The following is a 25,680-nucleotide window of genomic DNA, read 5'->3' on the forward strand; positions in this document are numbered from 1 at the left end:
TCGCGGCGACGAAGAAGGCCGGCATGGACGAGCGGGCCGCGGTGGTGTCGATCGCGACGGCGTTGCAGGAGTCGAAGCTGGAGAACCTGGGCCACCTGGGTGACCGCAACGACCACGACTCGCAGGGCCTGTTCCAGCAGCGTCCGTCCTCGGGTTGGGGCACCGTCGAGCAGATCACCGACCCGCAGTACTCGACCACCGCGTTCCTCAAGGGCCTCAAGCAGGTCGACGGGTGGCAGGACATGCCCCTGACCAAGGCCGCGCAGACCGTGCAGGTGTCGGCGTACCCCGACCACTACGCCCAGTGGGAGCAGCAGGCCGCCGACCTCGTCGCCGAGCACTGGAACAGCTGACCGACAACAGCTGACACAGACTTTCCACCACAAGGGGGATCGCTGGCCGGCACCCGAGCCCGGGTGCCGGCCAGCGGCACATCCGTTGACCGTTCCGCGAAGGGGCTTGACTTCAAGTTGGGATGAGGTTCGAGGATCTCAGTCGGGATCCACAGCCTCTGGCGAGTCCGACACGGGAGCACGCATGAGCCCTGACACCAGCTTCTACTCGATCATCGACTACACGGTGGACGGACCCGACACGCAGCGGGAACTGGTAGCCGCTTTCGCGGACGTTCAGGAGCGGTGGGTCCGCTTCCATCCCGGTTACCGGTCGGCCCGGTTCCACGTCAGCACCGACGGAACCCGCGTCTACAACATCGTGCGCTGGGCGAGCAGGGCGGACTACGACAACTTCGTGGCGACCTCCGACACCCAGGGCCGGATGGCAGCCATCGCCGAGGCGCTGGACGGTTTGTCCGGCAAGGCCGAAGCCCGGATGAGCGGCATCCCCACCTACACGGTCGTCCGCGAGATCGGGCCCGGCCCGCAGAAGACCGACGCCTGACCGCGCCGCCGCCGACGGCCCACCCGACCGGTCTCGGCGCCGCACCGGATCCGACCCGCCCGAGCCGGCAGCGACCGCAGGTCGTGCCACACGCGGAGGAACTCATGAAGATCGAGATGTACGCGGACGTGCTGTGCCCCTGGTGCTACATCGGCAAGAGGCGCCTCGCCACCGCCCTGACCGGCATCCCGGACCGTCACCGGATGGAGGTCGTCTGGCGCAGCTACGAGCTCGCCCCGCACGAGGGCCGGGCCCCGGGCCGGACGGCGACCGAGGCCATGGCGGACTGGTGGGCGGACGCGGCGCCCGCCAGGATCGCCCGCATCCGCACCCTCGGCGCGGCCGAGGGCCTGAAACTCAACCTGCACCTCGCGCGACCGGTGAACACGTTCGACGCTCATCGACTGGGTCACCTGGCCGCCGACCGCGGCCTCGCCGACGAGATGATGGAACGGCTGCTGCGCGCCTACCACACCGAGGGACTCGACATCGCCGCCCCGGACACCCTCGAACGGTTGGGGGTCGAGGCCGGCCTGGACGCCACCGACGTCCGCACCATGCTGGCCGGCGACGCCTACGCGGACCGCGTCCGGGCCGACGAGCGCCGCGCCGCCGAGCGCGGCGTCACCGGAGTGCCCTCGCTCGTGGTCGACGGTCGGCCCCCGATCTCCGCGGTCCAGGCCCCCGACCGGCTCCGCCGCCTGCTCCGCGACTGTCTCGCCGCATCGCCGACGTAGACCGGGGCGGAAAACGCCGGTCGGGCGCGGCGCGACTCGTCACGGCCCCGGACGCACCACCGCAGAGCCAAGCGACGCACCCACGGCGGAGCCGAGCGGCGCGTACCCACCGCAGAGCCGATCGGCGCACCCACCCGCAGGCGACGCATCAAGGCGGAGCCGCGCGTCGCGTCAGGACAGCAGCGGCGTGGAGCAGGCGGTGACGGCGGCGGGCAGCGTGGCCAGTCGGGTCGCCGGTGCGCCGAGTGGCTCGATCCAGCCCGGGCCGGCGCCGTACACCCGGATGGCCGGGCAGTCGCGGGCGAAGCGCACCAGGCGGTACGCGCGCCCGGTGACCGGCGTCTGTGCCCAGACCACGACGATGCGCGGCCGGACGCGCCACACGGCGCTGGCGAGTGCCGTCCACGGCAGTGCCGGGCCGAGCAGCAGACTCCCCCGGGACCGCTCGCGCAGCGCGGCGGCCAGCGCGTGCAGCCCGAGGCAGTGCGTCTCCTGTTCGGCCCCGGCCAGCAGCACGCCGCCGGTGGGCAGGGGGCGCCCCGGTACACGGCAGAACACGTCCAGGCCGACCCGGACGCCCTCGGCGAGGGCGTGCTCGACGGCGACCTCGATGGCGGTGTGCCCGGGCAGCGCGGCCAGCATCGGCACGCAGACCTGTTCCCACAGCGCCGCCGCGCCCCACTCCTCGGCCGCCTCGACGACCAGCGCGGCGACCCGGTTGGCGTCGAGGTCCTCGGCGGCAAGCGAGAGCTGCTTGTGCGCGGTCTCGACGGCCTCGACCGGCATGGGATCTGTCAGCACCAGACGTACCCCCGGGTAGACGTTCACTACCGGGGGTTCGTCGAAAGGGCCGCGGATGGATGCGCCCGGGGGCGACTACCGGCGGCGGGATGCCGCCCAGCGCGTCGCCAGGGCGACGGCGCTGCCCCAGATGCCGCGCCGGAACACCAGTACGACGAGGACGAAGATCCCGCCGGTGACCAGGCCGATCGCCTCGAACCCGGAGAACGACAGCCAGTCCTCCAGGCGGACCAGGATGCCCGCGCCGAGCACCCCGCCCCAGAGCGTGCCGATGCCCCCGAGCACCACCACGATGACCGCCTTGCCGGAGGTGGTCCAGTGCAGCACGTCGAGGGAGACGAAGCGGTGGCCGACGGCGAACAGCCCGCCGCCGAGCCCGGCGATGAACCCCGACAGCACGAACGCGGTCAGCTTGTAGCGGTGCACCGGATAGCCGAGCGCGCGGGCGCGGGCCGGGTTGTCGCGGATGCCGACCAGCACCCGGCCGAAGGGCGAGTGCACGATCCGCCAGGCGGCGGCCAGGCCGAGCAGCACGATCGGCAGGATCGCGTAGTAGAAGTAGTAGTCGTCGGTCAGGTCCAGCCCGAACAGCTCGCGAGGAACGCCCTGCAGGCCGTTCTCGCCGCGGGTGACCGAACGCCACTCGTTGGCCACGTAGTAGACCATCTGCGCGAACGCCAGGGTGACCATGGCGAAGTAGATGCCGGTCCGCTTCACCGCCAGGTAGCCGATCGGCACCGCGAGCGCGGCGGCGGCGAGCGCCCCGGCCAGCACGGCCGCCGGGAACGGCAGGCCGAGGTGGATGGCCGTCAACCCGGTGACGTACGCGGAGGCGCCCCAGAACGCGGCGTGCCCGAAGGACATCAGCCCGGTGAAGCCGAGCAGCAGGTCCACGGCGACGGCGAACAGCGCCCAGCAGAGGATGTCCACCGCCACCGCCGGGTAGAGCCCGTTGGGCAGCCAGAACGCCACCAGGAGCCCGACGGCCAGCAGCACGTACCGGACCCAGCCGGGGGCCCGGGTCACGGCGACCAGCCCGGATCTCGGCGCCGGGCGACCGGTGTCGGTCGCGGTGTCGACGGTGCTCGTCATGCCGGTGCCTCCTCACGGCCGAACAGCCCGGCCGGGCGCCAGAGCAGCACGACGGCCATCACGATGAAGACGATCGTCTGCGACACGATCGGGAAGTCGGACAGGTACGCCTCGCCCCACGCCTGCACGAGGCCGATGCCGAAGCCGGCGGCGACGGAGCCGAAGATCGAGCCCAGCCCGCCGATCACCACCACCGCGAAGACCACGATGATCAGGTCGGCGCCCATCAGCGGGTTCACGGCGCGCATCGGCGCGGCCAGCACTCCGGCGAGCCCGGCGAGGCCGATGCCGAAGCCGAAGACCGGGGTGACCCACCGTCCGACGTCGATGCCGAACGCCCGGGTCAGCTCGGGGCGCTCGGTCGACGCCCGGACCACCATGCCGATCCGGGTGCGGGTGAGCACCCACCAGACGCCGACGCAGACGGCGACCGCGAAGCCGAGGATGAAGACGCGGTAGGTGGGGAAGTCGAAGAGCCCGAAGTCGACCGACCCGCTGAGCGCGGACGGGGTCTCGTACGGGCTGGACTGCACGCCGTAGCGGAGCTTCACCAGGTCCTGCAGGATGAGCGTCAGGCCGAAGGTGAGCAGGAAGTTGTAGAGCGGGTCGAGCCGGGTGAGCCGGTGGATGAGGGCCCGCTCCAGTGCCATGCCCACCAGGGCCAGCCCCACCGGCATGATCACCAACGCCGCCCAGAACGGCACGCCCGCCTCGGTGAGCAGCACGTACGCGCCGAAGGCGCCCAGCATGTAGAACGCCCCGTGGGCGAAGTTGACCACCCGCAGCATGCCGAAGATGACCGCGAGCCCGAGGGCGAGCAGGGCGTAGAACGCCCCGCTCACCAGCCCGTTGAACGTGTTCTGCAGGAAGCCCGTCACAGCTTGCATTCCGAGGACGGGGCGGCGAACGCCTCGGCCGCCGGGATGGTCTTGAGCACCTTGACGTAGTCCCACGGCTCGGTGACCTCGGACTGCGGCTTCACCTGGGCCAGGTACGCGTCGTGCACGACCCGGTGGTCCTCTGCGCGGATCTTGCCGTTGCGCAGGAAGACGTCCTCGATCGTCTTGCCCTCCAGCGCGTCGACGATCGCGTCGGCGTCGTCGGTGCCGGCAGCCTGCACGGCCTCCAGGTACTGCGTCGCGGCGGAGTAGTTGGCCGCGTGCGCGAAGGTCGGCCGGGTGCTGGTCTCGGCCTGGAACCGGTCGGCGAACTCCCGGTTCTTCGCGTCGAAGTTCCAGTACCAGGCGTCGGTGTAGGTGGTGCCGGCCAGCGCGGCCGGGGTGAGCGAGTGGATGTCGGTAAGGAACATCAGGCCGACGGCCAGCCCGACGCCCTTCTCCCGCAGCTTGAACTCGTTGTACTGCTTGACCACGTTGACCAGCTCGGCGCCGGCCTGCATGGTGCCGAGCACGTCGGGCTTCGGGTCGAGCGTGGGCGCCTTCAGCAGGAAGGTGGAGTAGTCGCCCGTGGTGTTCGGGAAGGGCGCGGCGTCCTTGTTGACGACCCGTCCGCCGGCGGCGGTGATCGCGGTGGAGAAGCTCTTCTCCATGTCCTGGCCGAACTGGTAGTTCGGGTAGAGCACGTACCAGTTCTTCGCGCCCTGCTCGGTGGTGCTCCGGCCGGTGCCGTTCGCCAGCATGTAGGTGTCGTAGGCGTAGTGGAACGTGTACCTGTTGCACTTCGCGCCGGTCAGCGTGGTGGTCGCCGCGCCGATGTTGAAGTAGAGCTTCTTCTTCTCCTTGGCGACGTCGGCCACCTTCTCCGCCGCCGACGAGGTGGGCACGTCGAGCACGAGGTCGACGCCCTTGCGGTCGTACATCTCGGCGGCCTTGGTGTTGGCGATGTCGGGCTTGTTCTGGTGGTCGGCGGTCTGCACGGTGATGTCCTTCGTCACCGCCTTGTCGCCGTGCCTGGCCTTGAAGTCGGCGATGGCCATCTCCACGGCCTTGACCGAGTTCCTGCCGGACAGTTCGGAGTACGCGCCGGACTGGTCGTTCAGCACGCCCAGCACGATCCTGTCGCCGGTCAGCTTCTGGTCCCCGCCCGCCTGGGGACCACCGCCGCCGCAGCCCGCGACCAGCACCATCGCCGCCGCCGAAGCGGCGGCCACACCCACCGTCCTACGCATGCCCATCCCTCCACCCCGCGCGCCGCGCGGGTCGTCGAATCGGAAATTCAGATGCCGAGGTACGACAGCAGTTCGCGTTCCCGGGAGCGGACCTCGGAGTTGTCCATCGCCTCCACGACGCGCCCCTCGGCCAGCAGGTAGTGCCGGTCGGCGACGCCGGTGGCGAAGTGCAGGTTCTGTTCGACCAGCAGCACGGTCACCCCGTGCCGCTTGGCCTCGCGCAGGAGGTCGCCGACCTGCCGCACGAGCAGCGGCGAGAGTCCCTCGGTCGGTTCGTCGCAGAGCAGCAGCCGGGCGCCCATCCGCAGCACCCGGGCCAGCGCGAGCATCTGCTGCTCGCCGCCGGAGAGCATGGTGGCCGCCGAGTCGCGCCGCTGGTGCAGGGCGGGGAACGCCTCGTACACGCGCTCCAGCGACCACGGGTCGGGGCCGACGGTCGGCGGCAGGGTGAGGTTCTCCGTCACGCTCAGCGTGGCGTAGCTGCCCCGGTCGTCGGGGACCCAACCGAGCCCCAACCGCGCCCGCCGGTACGCGGGCAGCCTGCCGACGTCGCGCCCGTCCAGCTCGATCCTGCCGCGCTGGCCGGCGTGCAGGCCCATCACGCAGCGCAGCAGGGTGGACTTGCCGGCGCCGTTGCGCCCGACGAGGGTGACCACCTCACCTGCGGCGACGTCGAGGCTGACCTCCCGCAGCACCTGCGCCTCGCCGTACCAGGCGGACAGGTTCTCAATGCGCAGCATCGGCGGCTCCCAGGTAGGCGGTGATCACGCGCTCGTCGGCGCGCACCTGCTCGTACGGGCCCTCGACGAGGACCTTGCCGGCCTGCAGGACGGTGACGGTGTCGGCGAGCCGCCCGACGACGCTCATGTTGTGCTCGACCAGCACCACCGTCCGGCCCCGCCGGGCCCGCGCGACCAGCTCGACGGTGCGGTCGACGTCCTCCAGCCCCATCCCGGCGGTCGGCTCGTCGAGCAGCAGCACCTTCGGGTCCAGGGCGAGGGCGATGGCCAGTTCCAGCGCCCGCTTGCGCCCGTACGCCAGCGCCTCGGCGGGGGCCTCGGCCAGCTCGGCCAGCCCGACCATGTCGAGCAGCTCGCCGGCCCGGTCGGCGTAGCGGCGCATCAGCTTCGCCGAGCGCCAGAACCGCCAGCCCAGCCCGGTCGGGCTCTGCAACGCCAGCTCGACGTGCTCCCGCGCGCAGAGCTGCGGGAAGAGGCTGGTGATCTGGAACGACCGGGCGACCCCGAGCCGGGCGACCCGCTCCGGGGGCAGCCCGGTGATGTCGTCACCGGCCAGCTCGATCCGTCCGCCGCTGGGCCGCAGGAAGCCGGTGAGCAGGTTGAACAGGGTGGTCTTCCCGGCGCCGTTCGGGCCGACGAGCGCGTGGACGCTCTCCGCCGCGACGTCGAGGTCGACCCCGTCGACCGCCCGGAAACCCCGGAAGTCACGCGTCAGCCCGCGGGCCGACAGGAGCGCTTGCCCGGCCATCGCCTACTCCTCCGTAGGTCCGGCGACGGCCGGCTCGGTGACCGGGGTCACATGGCCGTCGCGTGCTGGAAACCTACGGCGACGCCGGGACGTCGAACTATGTCGATGTCAGCCACATTCCGGGCCGCCGGGCCGTGCCGGAACGCCACCCCGCCGCCGGGCCGGCACGCCCATCGACATCGATGATGACGATTTCCTGGCGGCTGCGTACCACGGTCATGTGGGTGCGCCACGGCCTACTCCACCTGCGCCCCGCCTTGACCGATGCCCCTAGGGTGATGGGCCCCTCCCGCGAAAGGTGCCGAGCGAATGCCCTTCGGCTTCACTGTTGCGATCATCTTCGCCGTCGGCCTGGTGGTCTCCGGCCTGCTGGCGCTCGCCGCCCCGAAGACGTCGACGAAGGGGACCGCCACCCTGGTGGCGTTCGCCTGCCTCGTCGGCGCGGTCGTGTTCATCGTCGGCTCCAGCGCCCACTCCGTGCCGATCCGCTCGGTCGGCATCGTCACCAGCTTCAACAAGCCGACGGGCAAGGTCACCGGCTCCGGCCTGAAGTGGGTCGCCCCCTGGCACAAGGTCGGCGAGTGGGACGCGGGCCGGCAGAAGTACGACCACATCGGCGGGGACCACTGCGTCCGGGTCCGCACCGGCACCCTCGCCGACGCCTGCGTCGAGGTGCTCGTCGAGTGGCAGGTCAAGCCCGAGAACGCGCCGAAGCAGTTCATGGACTACAAGGGCGACTTCGACAGCTTCCGGGGGCAGCGGGTGGGCGTGCAGCTCGACAGCGCCGTCAACGACGCCTTCGCCACGTACAACCCGCTGGAGAAGATCGACTCGAACACCGGCAGCCTGAACGTGGACCTGAAGCCCTTCGCCGAGAGCATCAAGACCAGCGCGGAGTCGCGGCTCGCCAGCGACGTCGACATCCTGTCGGTGACGATCACCCGGGTCAACCACGACGACAAGACCGAGGGCAACATCAAGGCGTTCCAGGACAAGCTCGCCCAGACCCGCAACCTGGAGCAGGACCGGAAGAACGCCGCCATCCAGAAGCAGATCACCGAGACCAACGCGAAGGTGGACAAGGTGTCGCGGTGCCTGGAGATCGCCGAGCGCAACGGCAGCAACCCCGGCCTCTGCATCAACCCCGGAATCGTCACCGGCGCCAAGTGACGGGCCGGGCGGCGTCGACCCCGCTCCGCGGGCGCGCCCGGTTCAGCCGGTGAGGGCGTCCAGGGCGAGGTCGACGTCGGCCTCGGTGGAGTAGACGTGGAAGGACGCCCGCACCCGGCCGGCGCGGACCGCCGCCCGGACGCCCGCCCGTTCCAGCCGCTCCGCCGCGCCCGGCACCTCCACCGCGACGATCGCGCTCTCCCCCGGCGGCCGGCCCAGCCCGGTGAGGAACCGGTTGGCCAGCGCGACGTCGTGCGCCTGCACGGCCGCCACGCCGATCTCGGCGACCAGTTCCAGGGCGGGAGCCGTGCCAACCCAGCTGAACCAGGCCGGCGAGATGTCGAAGCGACGGGCGTCGGCGGCCAGGCGCAGCGGCGGACCGTAGTAGGAGGCGTGCGGGTCCTCCCCCGCGTACCAGCCGGCGGCGTCGGGCCGCAGCCGCTCGCGTAGCGCGGGCGCCAGGTAGGCGAACGCGGAGCCGCGCGGGGACATCAACCACTTGTACGCCCCGACCGTGACCACGTCGGCCAGGCTCGCGTCGAACGGCAGCCAGCCGCACGCCTGGGTGGCGTCGACCGCGACGAGCGCGCCGTGCGCCCGGGCCGCCGCAACGATCTCGGCGTACGCGGCGACCGCGCCGTCGGCCGACTGCACCAGGCTGAACGCGACCAGGTCCGTGTCGGCGTCGATCGCGTCGACGAGACCGGCCAGCGGCACGGTGCGCACCCGCACGCCCCGCTCGGCCTGCACGAGCCACGGGAAGAGGTTGGAGGTGAACTCGACCTCCGGCACCACGACGGTCGCGCCGGCGGGCAGGGCGGCGGCGACCGGGGCCAGCAACTGGGAGACCGTGCTGCCGACCGCGACGTCGGCGACCGGGACCCCCACCAGGCCGGCGAACGCCGCCCGGGCGCGCTCGGTGGCCAGGCCCCAGCCCTCCCACGAGGTACGCCCGGCCCGCCAGTCGGCCAGCGCCTCCTGCACCGCTTCCCACGCCGGCTCGGGGGGAAGCCCGAAGCTGGCGGTGTTCAGCCAACCCGGCTGCGGCTGCCACAACTTCTGTGCCTGGGTGATGTCCACAACGCCGACGCTAGCCACCCGACCGGGTGCCTCCGATGGCCAATCCCGCGCTCGCGGCCTCGATGGCGCCTTCAGGTCGCCGCGCGCAGGGCGTGCAGACCTCGTCGCACCTCGTCGCGTCCCCGGTCGAGGTCCCAGGAGGCGATCTCGTGCAGCGGATGACGCTCGCGGAGGAGCCGGACCAGTTCCAGGCCGACCAGGTAGCCGCAGCGGCGCGGCAGGTCGCCCCGGTGGGCGCTGTCGCGCATGAGGAACCAGGCGGCGTACCGGTCGAGGTCGGTGGCGTCCACGTCGGCGGCGATCCGGTGCAGGATCTCCGGCCAGCGGCGCCGGCAGTCGGCGAGCCACTGCCGGTGCGTGGCGCCCATCCAGAGGTACTCGTCGTCCGGTCGTCGCGGGTCCAGCTCGGCCGTCACCCGGGTGGCCAGCCCTTCGACGAGCAGCGCGTGGGCGACGCCGTGCTCCGGCCAGTCCCGGATGCGGGCCAGCCGGTCGTGCACCACGTGCGCCACCTCGTGCCGGACCAGCAGCTCGTCGTGCTCCGGCTCGCCGAGCCGCTCGACAGCGAGGAACAGGGCGAGCCGGCCCCGGAACTCGTCGGCCCAGCCGTTGGCCTGTTCCAGCCCGACCAGCAGGACACAGTCGAGCGGATCCCCGTCGCCCGGCCAGCCCATCGCCCGGCCCACCCCGGCGACGGTGGCGGGCAGCAGCGCGGCCAGCCGCTCCGCGCGCGCGGCGAACACCGCCTCCCGCCCGTGCAGCCGCTCCAGGACACCTTCGACATCGACCGCCCGGGACCAGTCGCCCCGGCGGTCCAGCGCCGCGTACAGGTCGTGGTGGGGTGCCAGGTAGTGCGTCCGCCACAGCTGCGCCCACCGCTGCCGGGGGGCGTGCGCCGCGCGGCGCGCGTACGCCAGGAAGTCCGGCACCAGGTCGCGGACCCGCAGGGAACTCGCGGTGGCCTCCCCCGCGGGCACGGTCACGCCCCGATCAGCTGACGTTGGCGGGGCCGAGGACGCTCTTCAGGTCGCCCATCAGCGCGGTGGTGGCCGCCACCCGGAACGGGCCCAGCCGCAGGGTGGTGGTCCGGCCGCCGTTGAGCAGCTTGACGTGCACCTCGGTGTCGCCCGGGTGCAGCACGAGGGTCTCCTTGAGCCGCTCCACCAGCGGTGGGGTGCACCGGTGCACCGGGATGGTCAGGGTGATCGGCTTGCTCCCCGGGGTGCTGCTGACGTCCGGCATGGACATGTCCATCGCCATGATCCGTGGGGTGTCGTCGCGCCGGTCCACCCGGCCCTTGACCACCACGATGGCGTCCTCGGCGATGTACTGCCCGATCACCTCGTAGGTGTTGGGGAAGAAGAGGGCCTCCACGCCGCCGGCGAGATCCTCGAGGGTGGCCGACGCCCAGGCCCGGCCCTGCTTGGTGACCCGCCGCTGCACTCCGGAGAGGATGCCGGCGAGGGTGACCACGGCCCCGTCCGGGACGGTGCCCTCCTCCGACAGGGAGGCGATGGTGCAGTCCGCGGCCGCGCCGAGCACGTGCTCCAGGCCGAAGAGCGGGTGGTCGGAGACGTAGAGGCCGAGCATCTCGCGTTCGAAGGCGAGCTTGTCGCGCTTGTCCCACTCGCCGTCGCCGATCACCGGCATCACCGTGGTGCTGTTGGTGTCGGCGTCGCCGAAGCCGGCCCCGAAGAGGTCGTACTGGCCGACGGCCTCCTTGCGCTTGACGTCGGCGTACGCGTCGATCGCCTCCGCGTGCACCGTGAGCAGCGCCTTGCGGGAGTGCCCGAGCGAGTCGAACGCCCCGGCCTTGATCAGCGATTCGATGGTCTTCTTGTTGCAGACCACGGCGTCGACCTTGGACAGGAAGTCGTAGAAGTCGGCGTACTCGCCCTTGTCGTCGCGGCAGCGCATGATCGCGGCCACGACGTTGGCGCCGACGTTGCGCACCGCGCCGAGGCCGAAGCGGATCTCCTTGCCGACCGGGGTGAACGGCCCGGCGGAGGTGTTCACGTCCGGGGGCAGCACCTGGATGCGCATCCGCCGGCACTCCGACAGGTAGAGCGCCATCTTGTCCTTGTCGTCGCCGACGGAGGTGAGCAGCGCCGCCATGTACTCGGCCGGGTAGTGCGCCTTCAGGTACGCCGTCCAGTACGACACGAGCCCGTACGCCGCCGAGTGCGCCTTGTTGAAGGCGTAGCCGGCGAACGGGACCAGCACGTCCCAGACCTTCTGGATCGCCTCGTCGGAGTAGCCCCGCTCGCGGCAGCCGTCGCGGAACGGGATGAACTCCTTGTCGAGGATCTCCTTCTTCTTCTTGCCCATCGCGCGGCGCAGCAGGTCGGCCTGGCCGAGCGTGTAGCCGGCGAGGATCTGCGCGGCGCGCTGCACCTGCTCCTGGTAGACGATCAGGCCGTAGGTGGGCGCGAGGATCTCCCGCAGCGGCTCCTCCAGCTCCGGGTGGATCGGGGTGATCTCCTGGAGGCCGTTCTTGCGCAGCGCGTAGTTGGTGTGCGAGTCGACGCCCATCGGGCCGGGCCGGTAGAGCGCGAGGACGGCGGAGATGTCCTCGAAGTTGTCCGGCTTCATCATCCGCAGCAGGGAGCGCATCGGCCCGCCGTCGAGCTGGAACACGCCCAGGGTGTCGCCCCGGGCCAGCAGCTCGTACGCGGGCTTGTCGTCCAGCGGCAGGGCCAGCAGGTCCAGCTCCTTGCCGTGGTTGAGCTGGATGTTCTTCACCGCGTCGTCGATGATCGTCAGGTTGCGCAGGCCGAGGAAGTCCATCTTCAACAGCCCGAGCGACTCGCACGTCGGGTAGTCGAACTGGGTGATGATGACCCCGTCGGAGTCCCGGCGCATCAGCGGGATGTGGTCGACGATCGGCTCGGCGGACATGATGACGCCGGCGGCGTGCACGCCGGTCTGCCGGATCAGCCCCTCGATGCCCCGGGCCGTGTCGATGACCTTCTTGACGTCCGACTCGGCCTCGTACATGCCCCGCAGTTCGCCGGCCTCGGCGTAACGGGGGTGCTTGGGGTCGAAGATCCCCTCCAGCGGGATGTCCTTGCCCATCACCGCCGGGGGCATCGCCTTGGTGATCCGGTCGCCGACCGCGTACGGGTAGCCGAGCACCCGGGCCGAGTCCTTGATCGCGGCCTTCGCCTTGATCGTGCCGAAGGTGGCGATCTGGGCGACCTTGTCCTCGCCCCACTTGTCGGTGACGTACTTGATGACCTCGCCGCGCCGACGCTCGTCGAAGTCGATGTCGACATCCGGCATCGAGACGCGTTCGGGGTTGAGGAAACGCTCGAAGATCAGCCCGTGCTGGATCGGGTCGAGGTCGGTGATGCCCAGCGCGTACGCCACGAGCGAGCCGGCGGCCGAGCCACGGCCGGGGCCGACCGCGATGCCCTGGTTCTTGGCCCACTGGATGAAGTCGGCGACCACGAGGAAGTACGACGGGAAGCCCATCTGGGTGATGACGCCCAGCTCGTACTCGGCCTGCCTGACGTGCCCCTCGGGGATGCCGCCGGGGTAGCGCCGCTCCAGCCCGGCGAACGTCTCCTTGCGGAACCAGGACTCCTCGGTCTCCCCCTCGGGGACGGGGAAGCGGGGCATCAGGTTGTGGAACTCGAACATCCCGGCGGGGTCGACCTTCTCGGCCACCAGCAGGGTGTTGCGGCAGCCCTCCAGCCACAGGTCGGAGTTGTCGACGGCGCGCATCTCGTCGGCGGACTTGATGTAGTAGCCGCTGCCGTCGAACCGGAACCGGTTGGGGTCGGCGACGTTCGCCGCCGTCTGCACGCAGAGCAGCACGTCGTGCGCCTCGGCCTGGGACTCGTGCGTGTAGTGCGAGTCGTTGGTCACCACCGGCGGGATGTCCAGCTTGCGCGAGATGTCGTGCAGCTCCTGGCGGACCCGGCGCTCGATGCTGATGCCGTGGTCCATGACCTCCAGGAAGTAGTTCTCCTTGCCGAAGATCTCCTGGTATCGCGCGGCGGCCTTGAGCGCCTCGTCGTACTGGCCCAGGCGCAGCCGGGTCTGCACCTCTCCGGAGGGGCAGCCGGTGGTGGCCATCAACCCCGCGGAGTTCTCGGCCAGCAGCTCCGCGTCCATGCGCGGCCACTTGACGAAGAACCCCTCGGTGAAGGACCGGCTGGTGAGCTTGAAGAGGTTGTGCAGGCCGATCTTGTCCTTCGCCCAGATCGTCATGTGGGTGTAGCCGCCGCTGCCGGAGACGTCGTCGCTCTTCTGCTCCGGTCGGCCCCAGCGCACCCGCTGTTTGTGGAACCGCGACTCGGGCGCCACGTACGCCTCGATGCCGAGGATCGGGGTGACGCCGGCGGCCATCGCCTGCTTGTAGAAGTCGTTCGCGCCGTGCATGTTGCCGTGGTCGGTCATCGCCACCGCCGGCATGCCCTGCCGCTTGACCTCGGCGAAGAGGTCCTTCAGCCGGGCCGCCCCGTCGAGCATCGAGTACTCCGTGTGCACGTGCAGATGCGCGAACGAATCGCCCATGCGTGGCGCCCCCCGGGTCGGTTCATGGGTTGGTCGAGCTCGGACGGCCTACCCTATCGCCGCCGCCGAAGGCGGCTCCAGACGCCGCGCGGTCAGTCCCGGCGCCGGGGCCTCGTGATCTCCGGCACCGCCGCGGCGCCGGCCTCCGACAGTCGGTTGCCGGACTCGCGGGCCCCCGTGCGGCGCCGGCGGCCGTAGCCTTGACGGACGGTATCCGGCGAGCATTGGACGACCTGGTGCCCCTCCCGGACGGTGTCGAGGAGCTGGCCGAGGCGGCGTCGCACGGCGACGGCGCGGCGCTCGACGCACTGCTGGTCGCGGTCCGCCCGGAGGTGCTGCGGCTCTGTGCCCGTCTGCTGCCCCACCGGGAGGACGCCGAGGAGGCGTGCCAGGACACGCTGCTCGCGCTGGCCCGGGGCGTCGGCCGGTTCGAGGGCCGTTCGTCGTTCCACACCTGGCTCTACCGCCTGGCGGCCAACCGGGCCCGCTCCACCTACCGGGCGCTGCGCCGGCGCTGGCTGGTGGAGGCCGGCGGCGTGCCGCTGCCGGAGCCGGTGGACCCGCGCCGCACGAGCGTGGTCGCCGGCACCCGGCTCGACCTGCTCGACGCGCTCGACGCGCTGCGCCCCGAACTGGCCGAGGCGGTGAGCCTGCGCGACGTGCTCGGGCTGGGCTACCGGGAGATCGCCGCCCTGCTCGGCGTGCCCGAGGGCACCGTCAAGTCACGCATCCACGAGGCCCGCCGCCAGCTGCGGCACCGGCTCTCCGGCGAGCCCGCCGCCGAGCGGGGGCGGCGGTGAGCGCGCCGCGGCTCGTCGGGGTCGCGGTGCTCGCCGTGGCCGTGGCCCTGCCGCTGGCGGGGTGCGGCGGCGCGGGCACGCCCGTCTCGCCCCTGCCCGTGCAGGCGCCGGCCACGCCGGCCTCCCGCTCCCCCGGCCCGCCGTCGCCCGTCGCGCCGTCCGCCTCCCCGTCGTCCGCCCCGCCGCCCGCGCCCGGCACGTCGGCCGTCGTCCCCCCGCCCCGACGGCCCCCGCCGGTCGCGCGCCCGACCGCCACCGCCGGGCGTACGCCGGACGCGACGCGGTCGCCGAGCGGGCCGCCCGGCACCTGCTTCGGGGCGGTACGCCACGACGTGGTGCTGGCCGAGACCGAGCTGGCGCTGCTCACCTCGCTCTGCTTCGCCACCGGCGGGGTGCTGCGGATCATCGGCATCGGCCCGGGCGAGGTGACCGTGGACCGGGAGGACCTGGTCTCCCGCAGCTACGAGGCGGGGGTGGTCGACATCCGGTTCGTCCGCCCCGGCACCGTGGCCGTGCTGATCCCGCAGGGCGGCACGACGCACACGGTCACCGTGGTGGCGCGCTGACCGGCGGGCTCACCGCACCCGCACCCCGGCCAGGAGGGTGTCGACGAAGTCGGGCCGACTGTCGGCCGGGGGCGTGACCTGCGCGTAGATCAGGCCGGCGCGGCCGGGCGCGAGCCCGGCGGCCTCGACGATCTCGGGCCGGCCCTCCTCACAGGTGAACCGGGCCACCACCCACTCCACGCCCGCCTGGCGGGTACGGCGTACCGGCGCGGCGGCACAGGCCGCGTGCGGACGCTCGGCGACGAATCCCGCCGGGGTGGTCCGCGCGGCGATGCCGGCCGACAGGCCGACGAAGGCGCCCGGCACGCTCGGGTCGACCGCCCACCGGTGCGGCTCGGGCGACATCACCAGGGCCGGTTCGAGTCGGCCGTCGTCGCCGTACCGGCCGGCCCAGCCGGTGCCGACGGCCCGCCATCCGGGCGGCAGCGCGACGGTGACCGGGCCACTCGTCCAGCTCCGGGTGTCCCGCCCGCCCGTCGTGCCGTCCCCGGCCGTGGACCCGACCACGACGAGGACCAGCACGCCCAGCGCCAGCACGCCGAGCCGCCCCCGGCCCACCGGCCGTACCCGTGCGCGCGCAGGCCGGGGTGGGCTGCCGGCCGGTCCGGCGGTGGGCGCGGGGGCGATCCGCGCGTTCCCCGCGCGAAGTTCGGTTCCTGGGTCACCCTGGTCTCCGCCGCCCGAGGCGTCGACGACGGCCCGGTCAGGCGGCGGGTCCGGCGGTCCGGCCGCCGACGCCGGGGGAACGAACCCGGCGGGCGCGGTGACGGCGTCCCGCAGGGCGGCACGGAAGGCGGCGGCGTCCGGGTACCGGTCGGCGGGTCGGTGCGCGGTGGCCCGACGCAGGACCGCGGCCACCCCGGGCGCGACGGTCGCCACATCGCCGCCGGTGGCGGCCCCGGCACTCGCCCCGGCGTCGGTGGCGGTGGCGTCGGCGGCAGTCGTCCCGGCGTCGGCCCCGGCACTCGCCCCGGCGTCGGTCGCGACCGGGCCGAGGAGCCGCAGGCCGAGGCGGCCCAGGCCGTACACGTCGGCGCGGGTGTCGACGACGGCCAGCGGATCGTCCTGTTCCGGTGCCATGTAGCCGGGGGTGCCGGCCCGGGCGGTGAGGCCGGAGGCGGCGGCGAGGGCCTTGGCCAGCCCGAGATCGGCGATCAGCACCCGCTCGCCGTGCGGCCCGGATCGGAACAGGACGTTGCCCGGCGTCAGGTCGCGGTGCACCACGCCGTGGCGGTGCAGGACGGCGACCCCGGCGGCGATCTCGGCCAGCAGGTCCAGGGCGGCGGGCGGGGGCATCCGGCCGGCCGCGAGCCGGTCGTGCAGGCTGCCGCCGTCGGCCCAGGCCATGACCGAGTACGGCCGGCCGTCGGCCAGTTCGCCGGCGGCGTGTACGCGGATGAGCCGCTCGTCGTCGAGGCGGCGCAGCAGGCGGGCCTCGTCGAGGAAGCGTTCGCGCACCCGCAGGTCGTGGTGCCAGTTCTCGGCCAGCACCTTGATCGCGACGCGGGAGTCGAGCACCGGGTCGTGGCCCAGCCACACCGTCGCGAACGACCCCGTGCCCAGCAGACGCTCGATCCGGTAGGGCCCGATCCGCTCCGGACTGGTCACCGCACCACCCCCGACACCGGCACCGCCGGCCGCCGTTCCGACTCGACAGTAGACGGAGCGTCGGTCCGGCGGCAGTCCTCGGCGCCGTGGCGGGACGCGCCGCGGCGCGTCGGTCGGGAACCCGACGAACCGATCCGGTCGGCGGGGAGACCAAGAGGACAAGGACACCCGCACCATCCGAGGAGGAGATCCCCGTGCACCGTCTCTCGTACACCCTCGTCACCGCCCTGCTGGCCACGGCCGGGCTCGTGCCGATCGCCCTGGCGGCCCCGGCCGCCGCCGCACCCCGGCCGTCCGTCACCGCCGGGCACCCGGGCGACCGCCCCGGCGCCGCCGCCGAGCGGGACGAGGTCCGGACCATCAGCGTCCGCGGCGCCGGACCGTTCCGGATCGGGGCCGACCTGGCACGCCTCTCGGCGGCCGGCCTCATCGACTGGGTCGCTCCGGACTGCGACGGCACCGTCCACGCCGGCGTCACCGGGGCCTGGGCGGGAACGGTCCTGCTGGCCTTCCGCGCCGGGCGGCTGGTGGAGGTGGGCACCGCCACCGCGCCGCCGCGCACGCCCGCCGGCGCGGCGGTGGGCATGTCCTTCGCCGCCCTGGAGGAGATCTACGGCCCGCGCGGCTCGATGATCCGCAACGACGCGGACGACGCCTCGGCGTACCTGGTGCGCGTCGGCTCCCGGGTGGAGCTGTTCACCGGGCACCCGGTCCGGCCCGGGGTCGGCTACCTCCAGGTCGGGCCCGCCTCCGTCGTCGAGCGCGGCTTCCGGGAGGGTCGGGCCTGCTGACCGGCGGCCACGTGGCGGTGGACCCCGGCGGGGGTCCACCGCCGTCCGTTTCGCCCGAACACACTGATGGTGGCGGGCACTATGTTATGCCGCTGGACCATAGTGTGTGACACACAGTATCGTGTGACCCATGGTGAGCGATGAGATCCTGCGAACGCACCTCCAGGAGTTGCGTCGGGGCACCGTGGTGGTGGCGAGCCTCGTCGCGCTACGCCGGCCCGACTACGGTTACGCGTTGCTGCAACGCCTCTCCGACCACGGCTTCCCGGTCGACGCCAACACGCTCTACCCGCTGCTGCGACGGCTGGAGGAGCAGGGGCTGCTGACCAGCGAGTGGAACACCGAGGAGAGCCGGCCGCGCAAGTTCTACCGGACCAGCGAGGCGGGCGAGTCGGTGCTGGGCCGACTCCTGACCGACCTCGCCACAGTGCAGACCTCCCTGACCGGGCTGATCGAAGGAGCCGACCGATGAGCACCCTGACCGACCGATACCTCGCCGCGACCCTGCGCTCGGTGCCCGTCGCACGCCGCGAGGAGATCGCCACCGAGCTGCGCGCCTCGATCGAGGACATGGTCGAGGGCCGCACGGCGGGCGGGCAGGACGCCGCCGTCGCCGAGCGGGAGGTGCTCACGGAGCTGGGCGACCCGGACAAGCTGGCCGCCCGCTACGCCGACCGCCGGTTGCAGCTCATCGGCCCGGCCTACTACCTGGCCTGGTCGCGGCTGATGAAGCTGCTGCTCAGCTTCATCCCGGCGCTGGTCGGCGTGCTGGTCGGGCTGCTGCAGGCCGCCGACGGCGGCGACGTCGGTGACGCGATCGGCGAGGGCATCTCCGCCGCCTTCCAGGTGGCGGTCCAGATCGCCTTCTGGGTGACCGTGGTCTTCGCGGTGCTCGAGCGCACCAGGACCCCCCTGCACCTGCCCGGGTGGAGCGTCGACCAGCTTCCGGAGGACACGACCGGCCGGCAGATCACCCTGACCGACATCGCCGCCTCGGTCACCTTCCTGGCGCTGATCATCATCTACCTGCCGATGCAGCACTTCCGGTCGTTCGTGCCCAGCGACGGTGACGGGAACCTGCCGATCCTCGATCCGGCGCTGTGGAGCTTCTGGCTGCCGTTCCTGATCGCGGTGCTGGTGGCGACCATCGGCCTGGAGATCGCCAAGTACCGGACGGGGCGCTGGACCTGGCCGCTGGTCGCGGTCAACGCGCTGCTCGGCCTGGCGTTCGCGGTGCCGGTGATCTGGCTGATGTCGACCGACCGGCTGCTCAACCCCGACTTCGTGGCCCGCTTCGAGTGGCTCGGCGAGGGCGACAACCTCGACCTGGTGGCGACCACCGTGATCGCGGGCACCGTGCTGGTGACGCTCTGGGACATCCTCGACAGCGCCGTCAAGACGTGGCGTAACCGCACCTGATCGACACCGACCACCACGGCCCGGCAGGCCCCACGGCTGCCGGGCCGTGGCGCGTGCCGGTCCCGGGTGCCCGTGGCCGGCGGGCGTACGACCCACCCGCCGGGGCGCGGTGCGCCGGCGCAGGCCCCGCCGCCCGGTGGCCCGAGCCGTTCCGGTCGGGTGCCGGCCCGGCGACGGCCGGCGGGATGAGATCCTGACCTGGATGAACAGCGAAGCCGACGAGGACTGGCGGCGGCCGGGGCCCACCCCGGAGCAGCGCCGGCTGGACGTCTACACCGGGCTGGGCGCGACCGTCCTGGCGCTGTTCAGCCTGACCCTGGCCCGCAGCACCGGCGCGTTCCTGCTCGGGCCGCCGCCGTCCGGGCCGGAGCAGATCTTCTGGACCGTCGCGGTGACGCTGCCGCTGATCTGGCGACGCCGGTTCCCCGCCGCCGTCACGCTGGTGGTCTCGGTCGCGTTCATCGCCGCGCAGGCCCGCTCCGCCCCCGAGACGCAGCTCGCCTCGTGGGCGCTGTTCGCCGCCCTCTACACGCTGGGCGCGTGGGGCCGGGACCGGCGGCTGTCCCGGCGGCTGCGGATCGGCGTGATCGCCACCATGTTCCTGTGGCTCGGGGTCTACTACGCGACCACCTACACCAGCATCCCGGCCGAGGCGTTCGCCAAGGCGGTCGGGCCGGTGCCCCCGGTGCTCGCCGCGATGGTCAGCGGCGTGCTGGTCAACATGCTGTACTTCGGCTTCGCGTACTTCTTCGGCGAGACCGCGTGGCTCGCGATCCGGCGCCAGCACGAGCTGTCCACCCAGGCTGAGCGACTGCGCCACTCCCAGGCCGAGGTCCGCGAGCACGCCGTGGTCGGCGAGCGGGTCCGCATCGCCCGGGAACTGCACGACGTGGTCGCCCACCACGTGTCGGTGATGGGTGTGCAGGCGTCCGCCGCCCGCCGGGTGTTCGACAAGGACCCGGTCAAGGCCCGCGCCGCGTTGAGCGCCATCGAGGAGACCGCGCGCACCGCCGTCGACGAGCTGCGCCGGATGCTCGGCCTGCTGCGCGCCCGCGACGGCGGCCCGGACCGCGCCGACCAGCCGGGACCGGCCGGGATCGACCAGGTCACCAGCGTGGTCGAGCGCGCCCGCGAGGCCGGCCTGCGGGCCACGATGGGGGTGTACGGAGACCGGGCGCCGCTGCCGGATTCGGTCTCCCAGGCCGCGTACCGGGTGGTCCAGGAGGCCGTGACCAACGCGCTCAAGCACGCCGCCGGCGCGACCGCGCTCGACGTGCGGATCCGCTACCTGGCACACGAGGTGGAGGTCGACGTGACCGATGACGGACGCGCCACCCGCCCGGCGAACGCCGACGGGCTGGGCCTGGTCGGGATGCGCGAGCGGGTCGCCACCCACGGCGGCGCGCTGGAGGTGGGCCCGCGGGTGGGCGGCGGCTGGCGGGTACGGGCCCGGTTCCCGCTGCCGATGCCGGTGGGGCGGCCCGCGTGAGCGCCGAGGGTGCCTCGCCCGGGAGCGGGCGTCCGGTCCGGGTGCTGCTCGCCGACGACCAGCACCTGGTGCGTACCGGCTTCCGGGTCATCCTGGAGGTGGAGGACGACATCGAGGTGGTCGGGGAGGCCGCCGACGGGGAACGCGCCGCCAGCATGGCCCGGGCGCTGCGCCCGGACGTGGTGCTCATGGACGTCGAGATGCCCGGCGTCGACGGGCTGGAGGCCACCCGCCGGATCACCGCCGACGAGGACGGGCCGGGCGGGCCCGCCGTGCTGATCCTCACCACGTTCGACCGGGACGACTACCTGTTCGCCGCGCTACGCGCCGGGGCCAGCGGCTTCCTGCTCAAGAACGGCACCCCGGAGGACCTCGTCGAGGCGATCCGGGTGCTCGCCCGGGGCGACGGCCTGCTCGCCCCGGAACTCACCCGGCGGGTGATCGCCACCTTCGCCCGGCCCGGCGAGCCCGTCACGCCGGGCGGCCGGAGGACGGCTCCCGAAGCAGCGCTGCGCGACCTCACCCCCCGCGAGCGGGAGGTCCTGGTGCTCGTCGCCGGCGGCGCCAGCAACGCCGAGATCGCCACCGAGCTGCACCTGGGCGAGGCGACCGTGAAGACGCACGTCAGCAGGGTGCTCGCCAAGCTGGGCCTGCGCGACCGGGTGCAGGCGGTCGTCTTCGCGTACGAGCACGGGGTGGTGCGCCCCGGCGGCTGACCGGCCTCCGCCCCGAGGGGGACGCCCCGGTCGATCTCCGGGCGGACGGCGGGCCGCGCCCGCCGATCTAGCGTGGACGCCGTGACCAATGTGCTCCGCCTCGACGGCGTCGACCGCAGCTTCGGCGACCGGCGGGTGCTCCAGAACGTGTCCTTCGACGTGACCGCCGGCCGGATGACCGGCTTCGTGGGCGGCAACGGCGCCGGCAAGACCACCACCATGCGGATCATCCTCGGGGTGCTCGCCCCCGACGCGGGCGAGATCACCTGGCAGGGGGCCCCGCTGACCCGCGAGGCCCGGCGCCGCTTCGGCTACATGCCGGAGGAGCGCGGCCTCTACCCGAAGATGAGCGTCCGGGACCAGGTGACCTACCTGGGCCGGCTGCACGGCATGACCGCCGCCGCCGCGGGCCGCAGCACCGACGCGCTGCTGGAGCGCGTCGGTCTCGCCGAACGCGGCGACGACCTGCTGGAGACGCTGTCGCTGGGCAACCAGCAGCGCGCGCAGATCGCCGCCGCCCTGGTGCACGACCCCGAGGTGCTGGTGCTCGACGAGCCGTTCTCCGGCCTCGACCCGCTGGCCGTGGACACGGTCGTCGCGGTGCTGCGGGAGCGGGCCGCCACGGGCGCGCCGGTGCTCTTCTCCAGCCACCAGCTCGACGTCGTCGAGCGGCTCTGCGACGACCTGGTGATCATCGCCGGGGGCGCGATCCGGGCCGCCGGCAGCCGGGAGGAACTGCGCGCGACGTACACCTCGCCCCGGTACGAGCTGGTGGTGCAGACCGACGCGGGCTGGCTGCGCGACGAGCCCGGGGTGACCCTCGTCGACCTGGACGGCGCGCGCGCCGTGTTCGACCTCGCGCCCGGCGCGGACGAGCAGCCGGTGCTGCACGCGGCACTGGCCCGTGGCCCGGTACGCGCGTTCCGCCCGGTCAGCCCGTCCCTCACCGAGATCTTCCGAGAGGTCGCCCAGTGAACACGATGCAGGCCACCCGACTGGTCGCCGGCCGGGAGATCCGGGTCAAGCTGCGCGACCGCACCTTCCTGTTCAGCACCCTGTTCTTCCTGCTGATCGCCGCCGCCGCGACCCTCCTGCCGCCGCTGCTCTCCGGCGGCCCGTCGAGCGTCGCGGCGACCGCGGCGACGGCCGGCCCGCTGCGCGAGGCGGGGCTCGAGGTGCGGACGGTTCCCGACGACCGCGCCGCCGAGCAGGCCGTACGCGACGGCGACGCCGACGCCGCGGTGGTCTCCGGTCCGGCGGTGCTGGCGATGGACGAGGCCCCCGACGACGTGGTGGCGGCGCTGAGCGCGCGGCCCGAGGTCCGGCTGCTCAACCCCGACGCGGTGGATCCGGTGGTGGCCTTCCTGGTGCCGTTCGCCTTCGCGTTCATCTTCTTCGTCACCTCGCAGACCTTCGGCGTGCAGATCGCGCAGAGCATCGTCGAGGAGAAGCAGACCCGCATCGTGGAGATCCTGGTGGCCGCGGTGCCGGTGCGGGCGCTGCTGGCCGGCAAGATGATCGCCGGCACGCTGCTGGCCCTCGGGCAGATCGCCCTGGTCGCCGCGGTGGCCGTGATCGGGGTGCAGTTCGGCGACAGCGGCGGGCTGCTTTCGCTGCTGGGCCCGGCGATCGGCTGGTTCCTGCCGTTCTTCCTGCTCGGCTTCGTACTGGTCGCGGCCATGTGGGCGGCCGCCGGGGCGCTGGTTAACCGCCAGGAGGACATCGCCGGCGTGTCGATGCCGGTGCAGCTGGCGGTCATGCTGCCGTTCTTCGCGGTGATCTTCCTGAACGACAACGCGACGGCCATGCGGGTGCTGTCCTACCTGCCGTTCTCCGCGCCGACGGCCATGCCGCTGCGGCTGTTCACCGGGGACGCGGCCGGCTGGGAGCCGCTGGTGTCCCTGGCCCTGCTGCTGGTCGCGGCCGCCGCGTTCGTGGCCGCCGGGGCCCGGGTGTACGAGGGCTCGCTGCTGCGCACCAACGGCCGCACCTCGGTCCGGGCGGCCTGGCGGTCACGCGAGACGCTGAGCTGAGCGGCGGGGCTCCCCCGCGTGCCCGGGTGCGTTCCGTCGCCGGACGGCACGCACCCGGCGCCGCGAGAGCCCGCACGCCACCCGCACGCACCCGGCGCCGCGAGAGCCCGCACGCCAGCGCCGCCCGACGGTCAGCGGGCCGGCGGGACGGCGTCCCAGCCGGGCGGCAGGACCGGCACCGGCCAGGCCGGGTCGGGACGCCAGGCGGACCAGGCCTCGTCCCACCAGCGCTCCCCCGCGTCGAGCAGGGCGGCGATCCGGTCGCCCTCGGCCCGGATCGCGTCGGCCATCCCCGGGTAGCGCCCCTCCTCCAGGCGCTGGGCGAACATCTCCACGTCCTTCCAGACGTAGCGGTCGTCGCCGGCGGCCCACCAGAGGTCCAACTCGTGGTCGAGGGTGTCCACCCCGACCGGGGTACGCCGGAACGGCTCCTGGAGGTTGAAGTACCACCCGGCGAAGGCGCGCTGCGGGCCGTTCCAGAACACGTCCACGGAGTGCGCCTCACCGGGTCGGTGCAGCATCAGCTTGCCGTGCCCGGTCCACGCCCGGTGCCCGGCGGCCTGCCACGGGTGCCGGCCGCACGGGAAGCTGCCGGTCTCGGGAAAGCCGAACTGCGCGCCCGGCGGCAGATAGAGCACGAGCAGGTCGGGCGAGTCCTCGACGCAGATCGTCGGGCAGCCGAACCACACCTCCGAGCGCAGGATCTCGCGTCGGACGACGACGTCGCCCGGCGCGAACCGGTCCCCGTCCGCCCGGACACCGCTTCGCTTCGCGCGGCCCGCGGATTCCATTCCCGCAGCCTAACCAGGGCGGGGCGGCACGCTCCCGAGCGCGCGGTCGGCGCGTCGGTCGTATGTCGGACAACCGCACCGGCCCGGGGACGGCACCCGGTACGCAGCCGCGCGCCGCCGGTCTCCGGTGGGGCCGGGAGGTCGACGGCGGCGCGGCGGGCCGGCTCGCGTACGGGAGGCGCCGGGATCAGCCGACGGCCTCCATCACCTCGTCGCTGACGTCCGAGGATGCAGGGTCACAACGAGTTTGACCAGCCTCCCGGCCGATCTCTTGAGAGAGATCAACAACCGAGGAGAGGCACCACCGATGGACACCCCAAAGATCGACAAGTCACATGATCAGGAAGGCAGCGGCCTGATCGAAAACCTGCTCACTGCCGCTGTAGGCTTCGCCGCCGCCGCACTGAGCTTCACCCACATCCACACGTTCGTCATGCACAACAGCCCTGCCCTTACCCCCTGGTGGTTCGGCTGGACTACCGCCATCATCAGCGAGATCGTCCCCATCGCGGCCATGATGAGGGACAAGAGGAACAAGCGCATCGGTGCGGAATCCAAGCTTCCGATGAGCCTGTTCTTTGCGGCTGTGCTCTTCTCCCTGATTGCTAACGTCGCTGTTGCTGTGCAGACCCCTGCCGGCTGGCTCGTGTCGGTATTCCCGGCAGCGATGTTCCTCCTACTCGGCAAGATGGTTTTCTTCCCTGCCAAGAAGAAGGCCTTGCCGATTGCTGATGCGCACGAGCTTCCGATCCACAAGGCAGAGTCGGAAGTCATTCCGGTTCCGGTCGAGCCTGCGCCTCCTGCGATGCAGTGGCCTACCGTTCCGATCGGAACGCGCACTCTTCCGATTGTTCCGATTACGGCTCCTGTTGCCGCTGTTCCGACTGAGGCTGTTCCGGTGATCTCCGCATGGGATCTTGCCAAGCCTCCTGCCGGATCGGAACTACTCCCTATCATTCCTGCTCAGGCACCTGTTCCGGTTCCGACTGCTGTTCCGAATCGGAAGTCAGAGGTTCCGGTTGTTCCGACCGACATCAAGGCACTTCCGATTGTTCCGATCAGCACTGTTCCGATTCGGAAGTCACGCAAGCGCAAGCCTGTTGTTCCGGCACACGTGGAGAAGAGCACTTCCGATCGGAACACGAACACTTCCGACCCATCGGAACTGGCTCGCAAGGCATCGGAACTGAAGTCGGAACTTGGTACGTGGGAAAAGGTAGCAAAGGAAATGGGCATCTCTGCCCGACACCTGCTCGACATCCGAAAGGCAGCAACCGCATGAACAAGCCAGCCTGCAACACGCATGGGCCGATCGACAGCTTTGAGGCACGCCGCACCTACACCTTCACCCAGGATGACGCGGTGAAGGGACTACAGGGCATCGTGCTCTCGTGCGGCTGTGAGCACTACGGGATCACCCAGCGAAACGAGGAGATCAACGACAACAGCCACCGAGTGACCCTGCTCGACTTCACGGGAGCACCCATCCTCAGCTACATCAGGCAGGAAGAGATCGTGAGCTAGCAGCACGAGGGAGAAGGGCCATCCGA

At 72.3% G+C, this 25,680-nt stretch carries 25 protein-coding genes and 1 pseudogene; 15 read left to right on the forward strand and 11 right to left on the reverse strand.

Annotated features, from left to right (window positions below; genetic code table 11):
* The 3 genes and pseudogenes from V6U77_RS22715 to V6U77_RS22725 all read left to right on the forward strand — a co-directional run.
* Nucleotides 1–353 (forward strand): annotated as a pseudogene (locus V6U77_RS22715) (hypothetical protein); the annotation flags it as partial.
* 184 nt (nt 354–537) lie between these two features.
* Nucleotides 538–900 carry a putative quinol monooxygenase gene (locus V6U77_RS22720; protein ID WP_334608631.1) on the forward strand — a complete coding sequence of 121 codons (363 nt, stop codon included), beginning with the start codon at nt 538–540 and terminating at the stop codon, nt 898–900.
* A gap of 104 nt (nt 901–1,004) precedes the next feature.
* Nucleotides 1,005–1,637 (forward strand): DsbA family oxidoreductase, encoded by a 633-nt coding sequence (locus tag V6U77_RS22725; RefSeq protein WP_334608632.1) that lies wholly within the window; start codon nt 1,005–1,007, stop codon nt 1,635–1,637.
* Nucleotides 1,638–1,808: 171 nt separating this feature from the next.
* Here the strand turns inward: V6U77_RS22725 and V6U77_RS22730 are convergent, their stop codons facing one another.
* The 6 genes from V6U77_RS22730 to V6U77_RS22755 form a co-directional block, all read right to left on the reverse strand.
* Nucleotides 1,809–2,438 (reverse strand): transcriptional regulator, encoded by a 630-nt coding sequence (locus V6U77_RS22730; RefSeq protein ID WP_334608634.1) that lies wholly within the window; start codon nt 2,436–2,438, stop codon nt 1,809–1,811.
* Nucleotides 2,439–2,513: 75 nt separating this feature from the next.
* Entirely contained in the window at nt 2,514–3,530 is a 1,017-nt protein-coding gene (locus tag V6U77_RS22735) for a branched-chain amino acid ABC transporter permease (RefSeq protein WP_334608635.1), read from the reverse strand.
* Nucleotides 3,527–4,408, reverse strand: a complete 882-nt coding sequence (locus V6U77_RS22740) for a branched-chain amino acid ABC transporter permease (protein ID WP_334608636.1) — start codon at nt 4,406–4,408, stop codon at nt 3,527–3,529. Before V6U77_RS22740 ends, V6U77_RS22735 begins: the two co-directional genes overlap by 4 nt.
* Nucleotides 4,405–5,664, reverse strand: coding sequence for an ABC transporter substrate-binding protein (locus tag V6U77_RS22745; protein WP_334608638.1), 1,260 nt, complete (start codon nt 5,662–5,664; stop codon nt 4,405–4,407). The genes V6U77_RS22740 and V6U77_RS22745 overlap by 4 nt, the downstream gene beginning before the upstream one ends.
* Nucleotides 5,665–5,705: 41 nt before the next feature.
* A complete protein-coding gene (locus tag V6U77_RS22750) occupies nt 5,706–6,398 on the reverse strand; it encodes an ABC transporter ATP-binding protein (protein WP_334608639.1) in 693 nt (230 codons plus the stop codon).
* Complete coding sequence (locus tag V6U77_RS22755) at nt 6,385–7,146, reverse strand: ABC transporter ATP-binding protein (protein ID WP_334608640.1); 762 nt, start codon at nt 7,144–7,146, stop codon at nt 6,385–6,387. The genes V6U77_RS22750 and V6U77_RS22755 overlap by 14 nt, the downstream gene beginning before the upstream one ends.
* A 309-nt stretch (nt 7,147–7,455) precedes the next feature.
* Here V6U77_RS22755 and V6U77_RS22760 point away from each other — a divergent pair, with 309 nt between their 5' ends.
* Nucleotides 7,456–8,316: an SPFH domain-containing protein gene (locus tag V6U77_RS22760; protein WP_334608641.1), complete on the forward strand. Its 861-nt coding sequence runs from the start codon at nt 7,456–7,458 to the stop codon at nt 8,314–8,316.
* Nucleotides 8,317–8,358: 42 nt separating this feature from the next.
* Here V6U77_RS22760 and V6U77_RS22765 read toward each other — a convergent pair whose 3' ends face one another.
* The 3 genes from V6U77_RS22765 to dnaE form a co-directional block, all read right to left on the reverse strand.
* On the reverse strand, nt 8,359–9,396 hold the full coding sequence (locus V6U77_RS22765; protein WP_334608642.1) for an aminotransferase class V-fold PLP-dependent enzyme: 1,038 nt from the start codon (nt 9,394–9,396) through the stop codon (nt 8,359–8,361).
* Nucleotides 9,397–9,467: 71 nt separating this feature from the next.
* Nucleotides 9,468–10,379, reverse strand: a complete 912-nt coding sequence (locus V6U77_RS22770; protein WP_334608644.1) for a hypothetical protein — start codon at nt 10,377–10,379, stop codon at nt 9,468–9,470.
* A gap of 7 nt (nt 10,380–10,386) precedes the next feature.
* Nucleotides 10,387–13,917, reverse strand: coding sequence for a DNA polymerase III subunit alpha (gene dnaE / locus V6U77_RS22775; protein ID WP_334608646.1), 3,531 nt, complete (start codon nt 13,915–13,917; stop codon nt 10,387–10,389).
* A 224-nt stretch (nt 13,918–14,141) separates the two neighbouring features.
* Here dnaE and V6U77_RS22780 point away from each other — a divergent pair, with 224 nt between their 5' ends.
* On the forward strand, nt 14,142–14,717 hold the full coding sequence (locus tag V6U77_RS22780; RefSeq protein ID WP_334608648.1) for an RNA polymerase sigma factor: 576 nt from the start codon (nt 14,142–14,144) through the stop codon (nt 14,715–14,717).
* Nucleotides 14,714–15,283, forward strand: a complete 570-nt coding sequence (locus V6U77_RS22785; RefSeq protein WP_334608649.1) for a hypothetical protein — start codon at nt 14,714–14,716, stop codon at nt 15,281–15,283. Before V6U77_RS22780 ends, V6U77_RS22785 begins: the two co-directional genes overlap by 4 nt.
* A 9-nt stretch (nt 15,284–15,292) precedes the next feature.
* Here V6U77_RS22785 and V6U77_RS22790 read toward each other — a convergent pair whose 3' ends face one another.
* Complete coding sequence (locus tag V6U77_RS22790; RefSeq protein WP_334608650.1) at nt 15,293–16,891, reverse strand: serine/threonine-protein kinase; 1,599 nt, start codon at nt 16,889–16,891, stop codon at nt 15,293–15,295.
* Nucleotides 16,892–17,085: 194 nt separating this feature from the next.
* Here V6U77_RS22790 and V6U77_RS22795 point away from each other — a divergent pair, with 194 nt between their 5' ends.
* From V6U77_RS22795 to V6U77_RS22825, 7 genes are all read left to right on the forward strand, one after another.
* Nucleotides 17,086–17,682, forward strand: a complete 597-nt coding sequence (locus V6U77_RS22795; protein ID WP_334608651.1) for a hypothetical protein — start codon at nt 17,086–17,088, stop codon at nt 17,680–17,682.
* A gap of 130 nt (nt 17,683–17,812) precedes the next feature.
* Nucleotides 17,813–18,154: a PadR family transcriptional regulator gene (locus tag V6U77_RS22800; RefSeq protein WP_334608652.1), complete on the forward strand. Its 342-nt coding sequence runs from the start codon at nt 17,813–17,815 to the stop codon at nt 18,152–18,154.
* Nucleotides 18,151–19,101: an HAAS signaling domain-containing protein gene (locus V6U77_RS22805; protein WP_334608653.1), complete on the forward strand. Its 951-nt coding sequence runs from the start codon at nt 18,151–18,153 to the stop codon at nt 19,099–19,101. Before V6U77_RS22800 ends, V6U77_RS22805 begins: the two co-directional genes overlap by 4 nt.
* A gap of 202 nt (nt 19,102–19,303) precedes the next feature.
* Nucleotides 19,304–20,590, forward strand: a complete 1,287-nt coding sequence (locus tag V6U77_RS22810) for a sensor histidine kinase (RefSeq protein WP_334608654.1) — start codon at nt 19,304–19,306, stop codon at nt 20,588–20,590.
* Complete coding sequence (locus tag V6U77_RS22815) at nt 20,587–21,306, forward strand: response regulator transcription factor (RefSeq protein ID WP_334608656.1); 720 nt, start codon at nt 20,587–20,589, stop codon at nt 21,304–21,306. Before V6U77_RS22810 ends, V6U77_RS22815 begins: the two co-directional genes overlap by 4 nt.
* 81 nt (nt 21,307–21,387) lie before the next feature.
* Entirely contained in the window at nt 21,388–22,281 is an 894-nt protein-coding gene (locus tag V6U77_RS22820; protein ID WP_334608657.1) for an ABC transporter ATP-binding protein, read from the forward strand.
* Nucleotides 22,278–23,339 carry an ABC transporter permease gene (locus V6U77_RS22825; protein WP_334608658.1) on the forward strand — a complete coding sequence of 354 codons (1,062 nt, stop codon included), beginning with the start codon at nt 22,278–22,280 and terminating at the stop codon, nt 23,337–23,339. Before V6U77_RS22820 ends, V6U77_RS22825 begins: the two co-directional genes overlap by 4 nt.
* A 131-nt stretch (nt 23,340–23,470) precedes the next feature.
* On the opposite strand, the gene V6U77_RS22830 is transcribed toward V6U77_RS22825, so the two are convergent.
* The gene (locus V6U77_RS22830; RefSeq protein ID WP_334608659.1) at nt 23,471–24,130 is read right to left on the reverse strand and encodes a DUF402 domain-containing protein; all 660 of its coding nucleotides are present in this window, start codon (nt 24,128–24,130) and stop codon (nt 23,471–23,473) included.
* A 307-nt stretch (nt 24,131–24,437) separates the two neighbouring features.
* Here V6U77_RS22830 and V6U77_RS22835 point away from each other — a divergent pair, with 307 nt between their 5' ends.
* Nucleotides 24,438–25,412 carry a hypothetical protein gene (locus V6U77_RS22835; protein WP_334608660.1) on the forward strand — a complete coding sequence of 325 codons (975 nt, stop codon included), beginning with the start codon at nt 24,438–24,440 and terminating at the stop codon, nt 25,410–25,412.
* Entirely contained in the window at nt 25,409–25,654 is a 246-nt protein-coding gene (locus V6U77_RS22840) for a hypothetical protein (protein WP_334608661.1), read from the forward strand. The genes V6U77_RS22835 and V6U77_RS22840 overlap by 4 nt, the downstream gene beginning before the upstream one ends.
* Nucleotides 25,655–25,680 lie beyond the last annotated feature (26 nt).

This window comes from Micromonospora sp. CPCC 205546 (genome assembly GCF_036902715.1).
Classification (GTDB): domain Bacteria; phylum Actinomycetota; class Actinomycetes; order Mycobacteriales; family Micromonosporaceae; genus Micromonospora.

Coding starts and splice junctions, on each gene's coding strand:
- V6U77_RS22800 (WP_334608652.1), top strand. CDS start 17,813: ATGGTGAGCGATGAGATCCTGCGAACGCACCTCCAGGAGTTGCGTCGG.
- V6U77_RS22835 (WP_334608660.1), top strand. CDS start 24,438: ATGGACACCCCAAAGATCGACAAGTCACATGATCAGGAAGGCAGCGGC.
- V6U77_RS22830 (WP_334608659.1), bottom strand. CDS start 24,130: ATGGAATCCGCGGGCCGCGCGAAGCGAAGCGGTGTCCGGGCGGACGGG.
- V6U77_RS22745 (WP_334608638.1), bottom strand. CDS start 5,664: ATGGGCATGCGTAGGACGGTGGGTGTGGCCGCCGCTTCGGCGGCGGCG.
- V6U77_RS22720 (WP_334608631.1), top strand. CDS start 538: ATGAGCCCTGACACCAGCTTCTACTCGATCATCGACTACACGGTGGAC.
- V6U77_RS22805 (WP_334608653.1), top strand. CDS start 18,151: ATGAGCACCCTGACCGACCGATACCTCGCCGCGACCCTGCGCTCGGTG.
- V6U77_RS22755 (WP_334608640.1), bottom strand. CDS start 7,146: ATGGCCGGGCAAGCGCTCCTGTCGGCCCGCGGGCTGACGCGTGACTTC.
- V6U77_RS22810 (WP_334608654.1), top strand. CDS start 19,304: ATGAACAGCGAAGCCGACGAGGACTGGCGGCGGCCGGGGCCCACCCCG.
- V6U77_RS22725 (WP_334608632.1), top strand. CDS start 1,005: ATGAAGATCGAGATGTACGCGGACGTGCTGTGCCCCTGGTGCTACATC.
- V6U77_RS22750 (WP_334608639.1), bottom strand. CDS start 6,398: ATGCTGCGCATTGAGAACCTGTCCGCCTGGTACGGCGAGGCGCAGGTG.
- dnaE (WP_334608646.1), bottom strand. CDS start 13,917: ATGGGCGATTCGTTCGCGCATCTGCACGTGCACACGGAGTACTCGATG.
- V6U77_RS22760 (WP_334608641.1), top strand. CDS start 7,456: ATGCCCTTCGGCTTCACTGTTGCGATCATCTTCGCCGTCGGCCTGGTG.
- V6U77_RS22735 (WP_334608635.1), bottom strand. CDS start 3,530: ATGACGAGCACCGTCGACACCGCGACCGACACCGGTCGCCCGGCGCCG.
- V6U77_RS22840 (WP_334608661.1), top strand. CDS start 25,409: ATGAACAAGCCAGCCTGCAACACGCATGGGCCGATCGACAGCTTTGAG.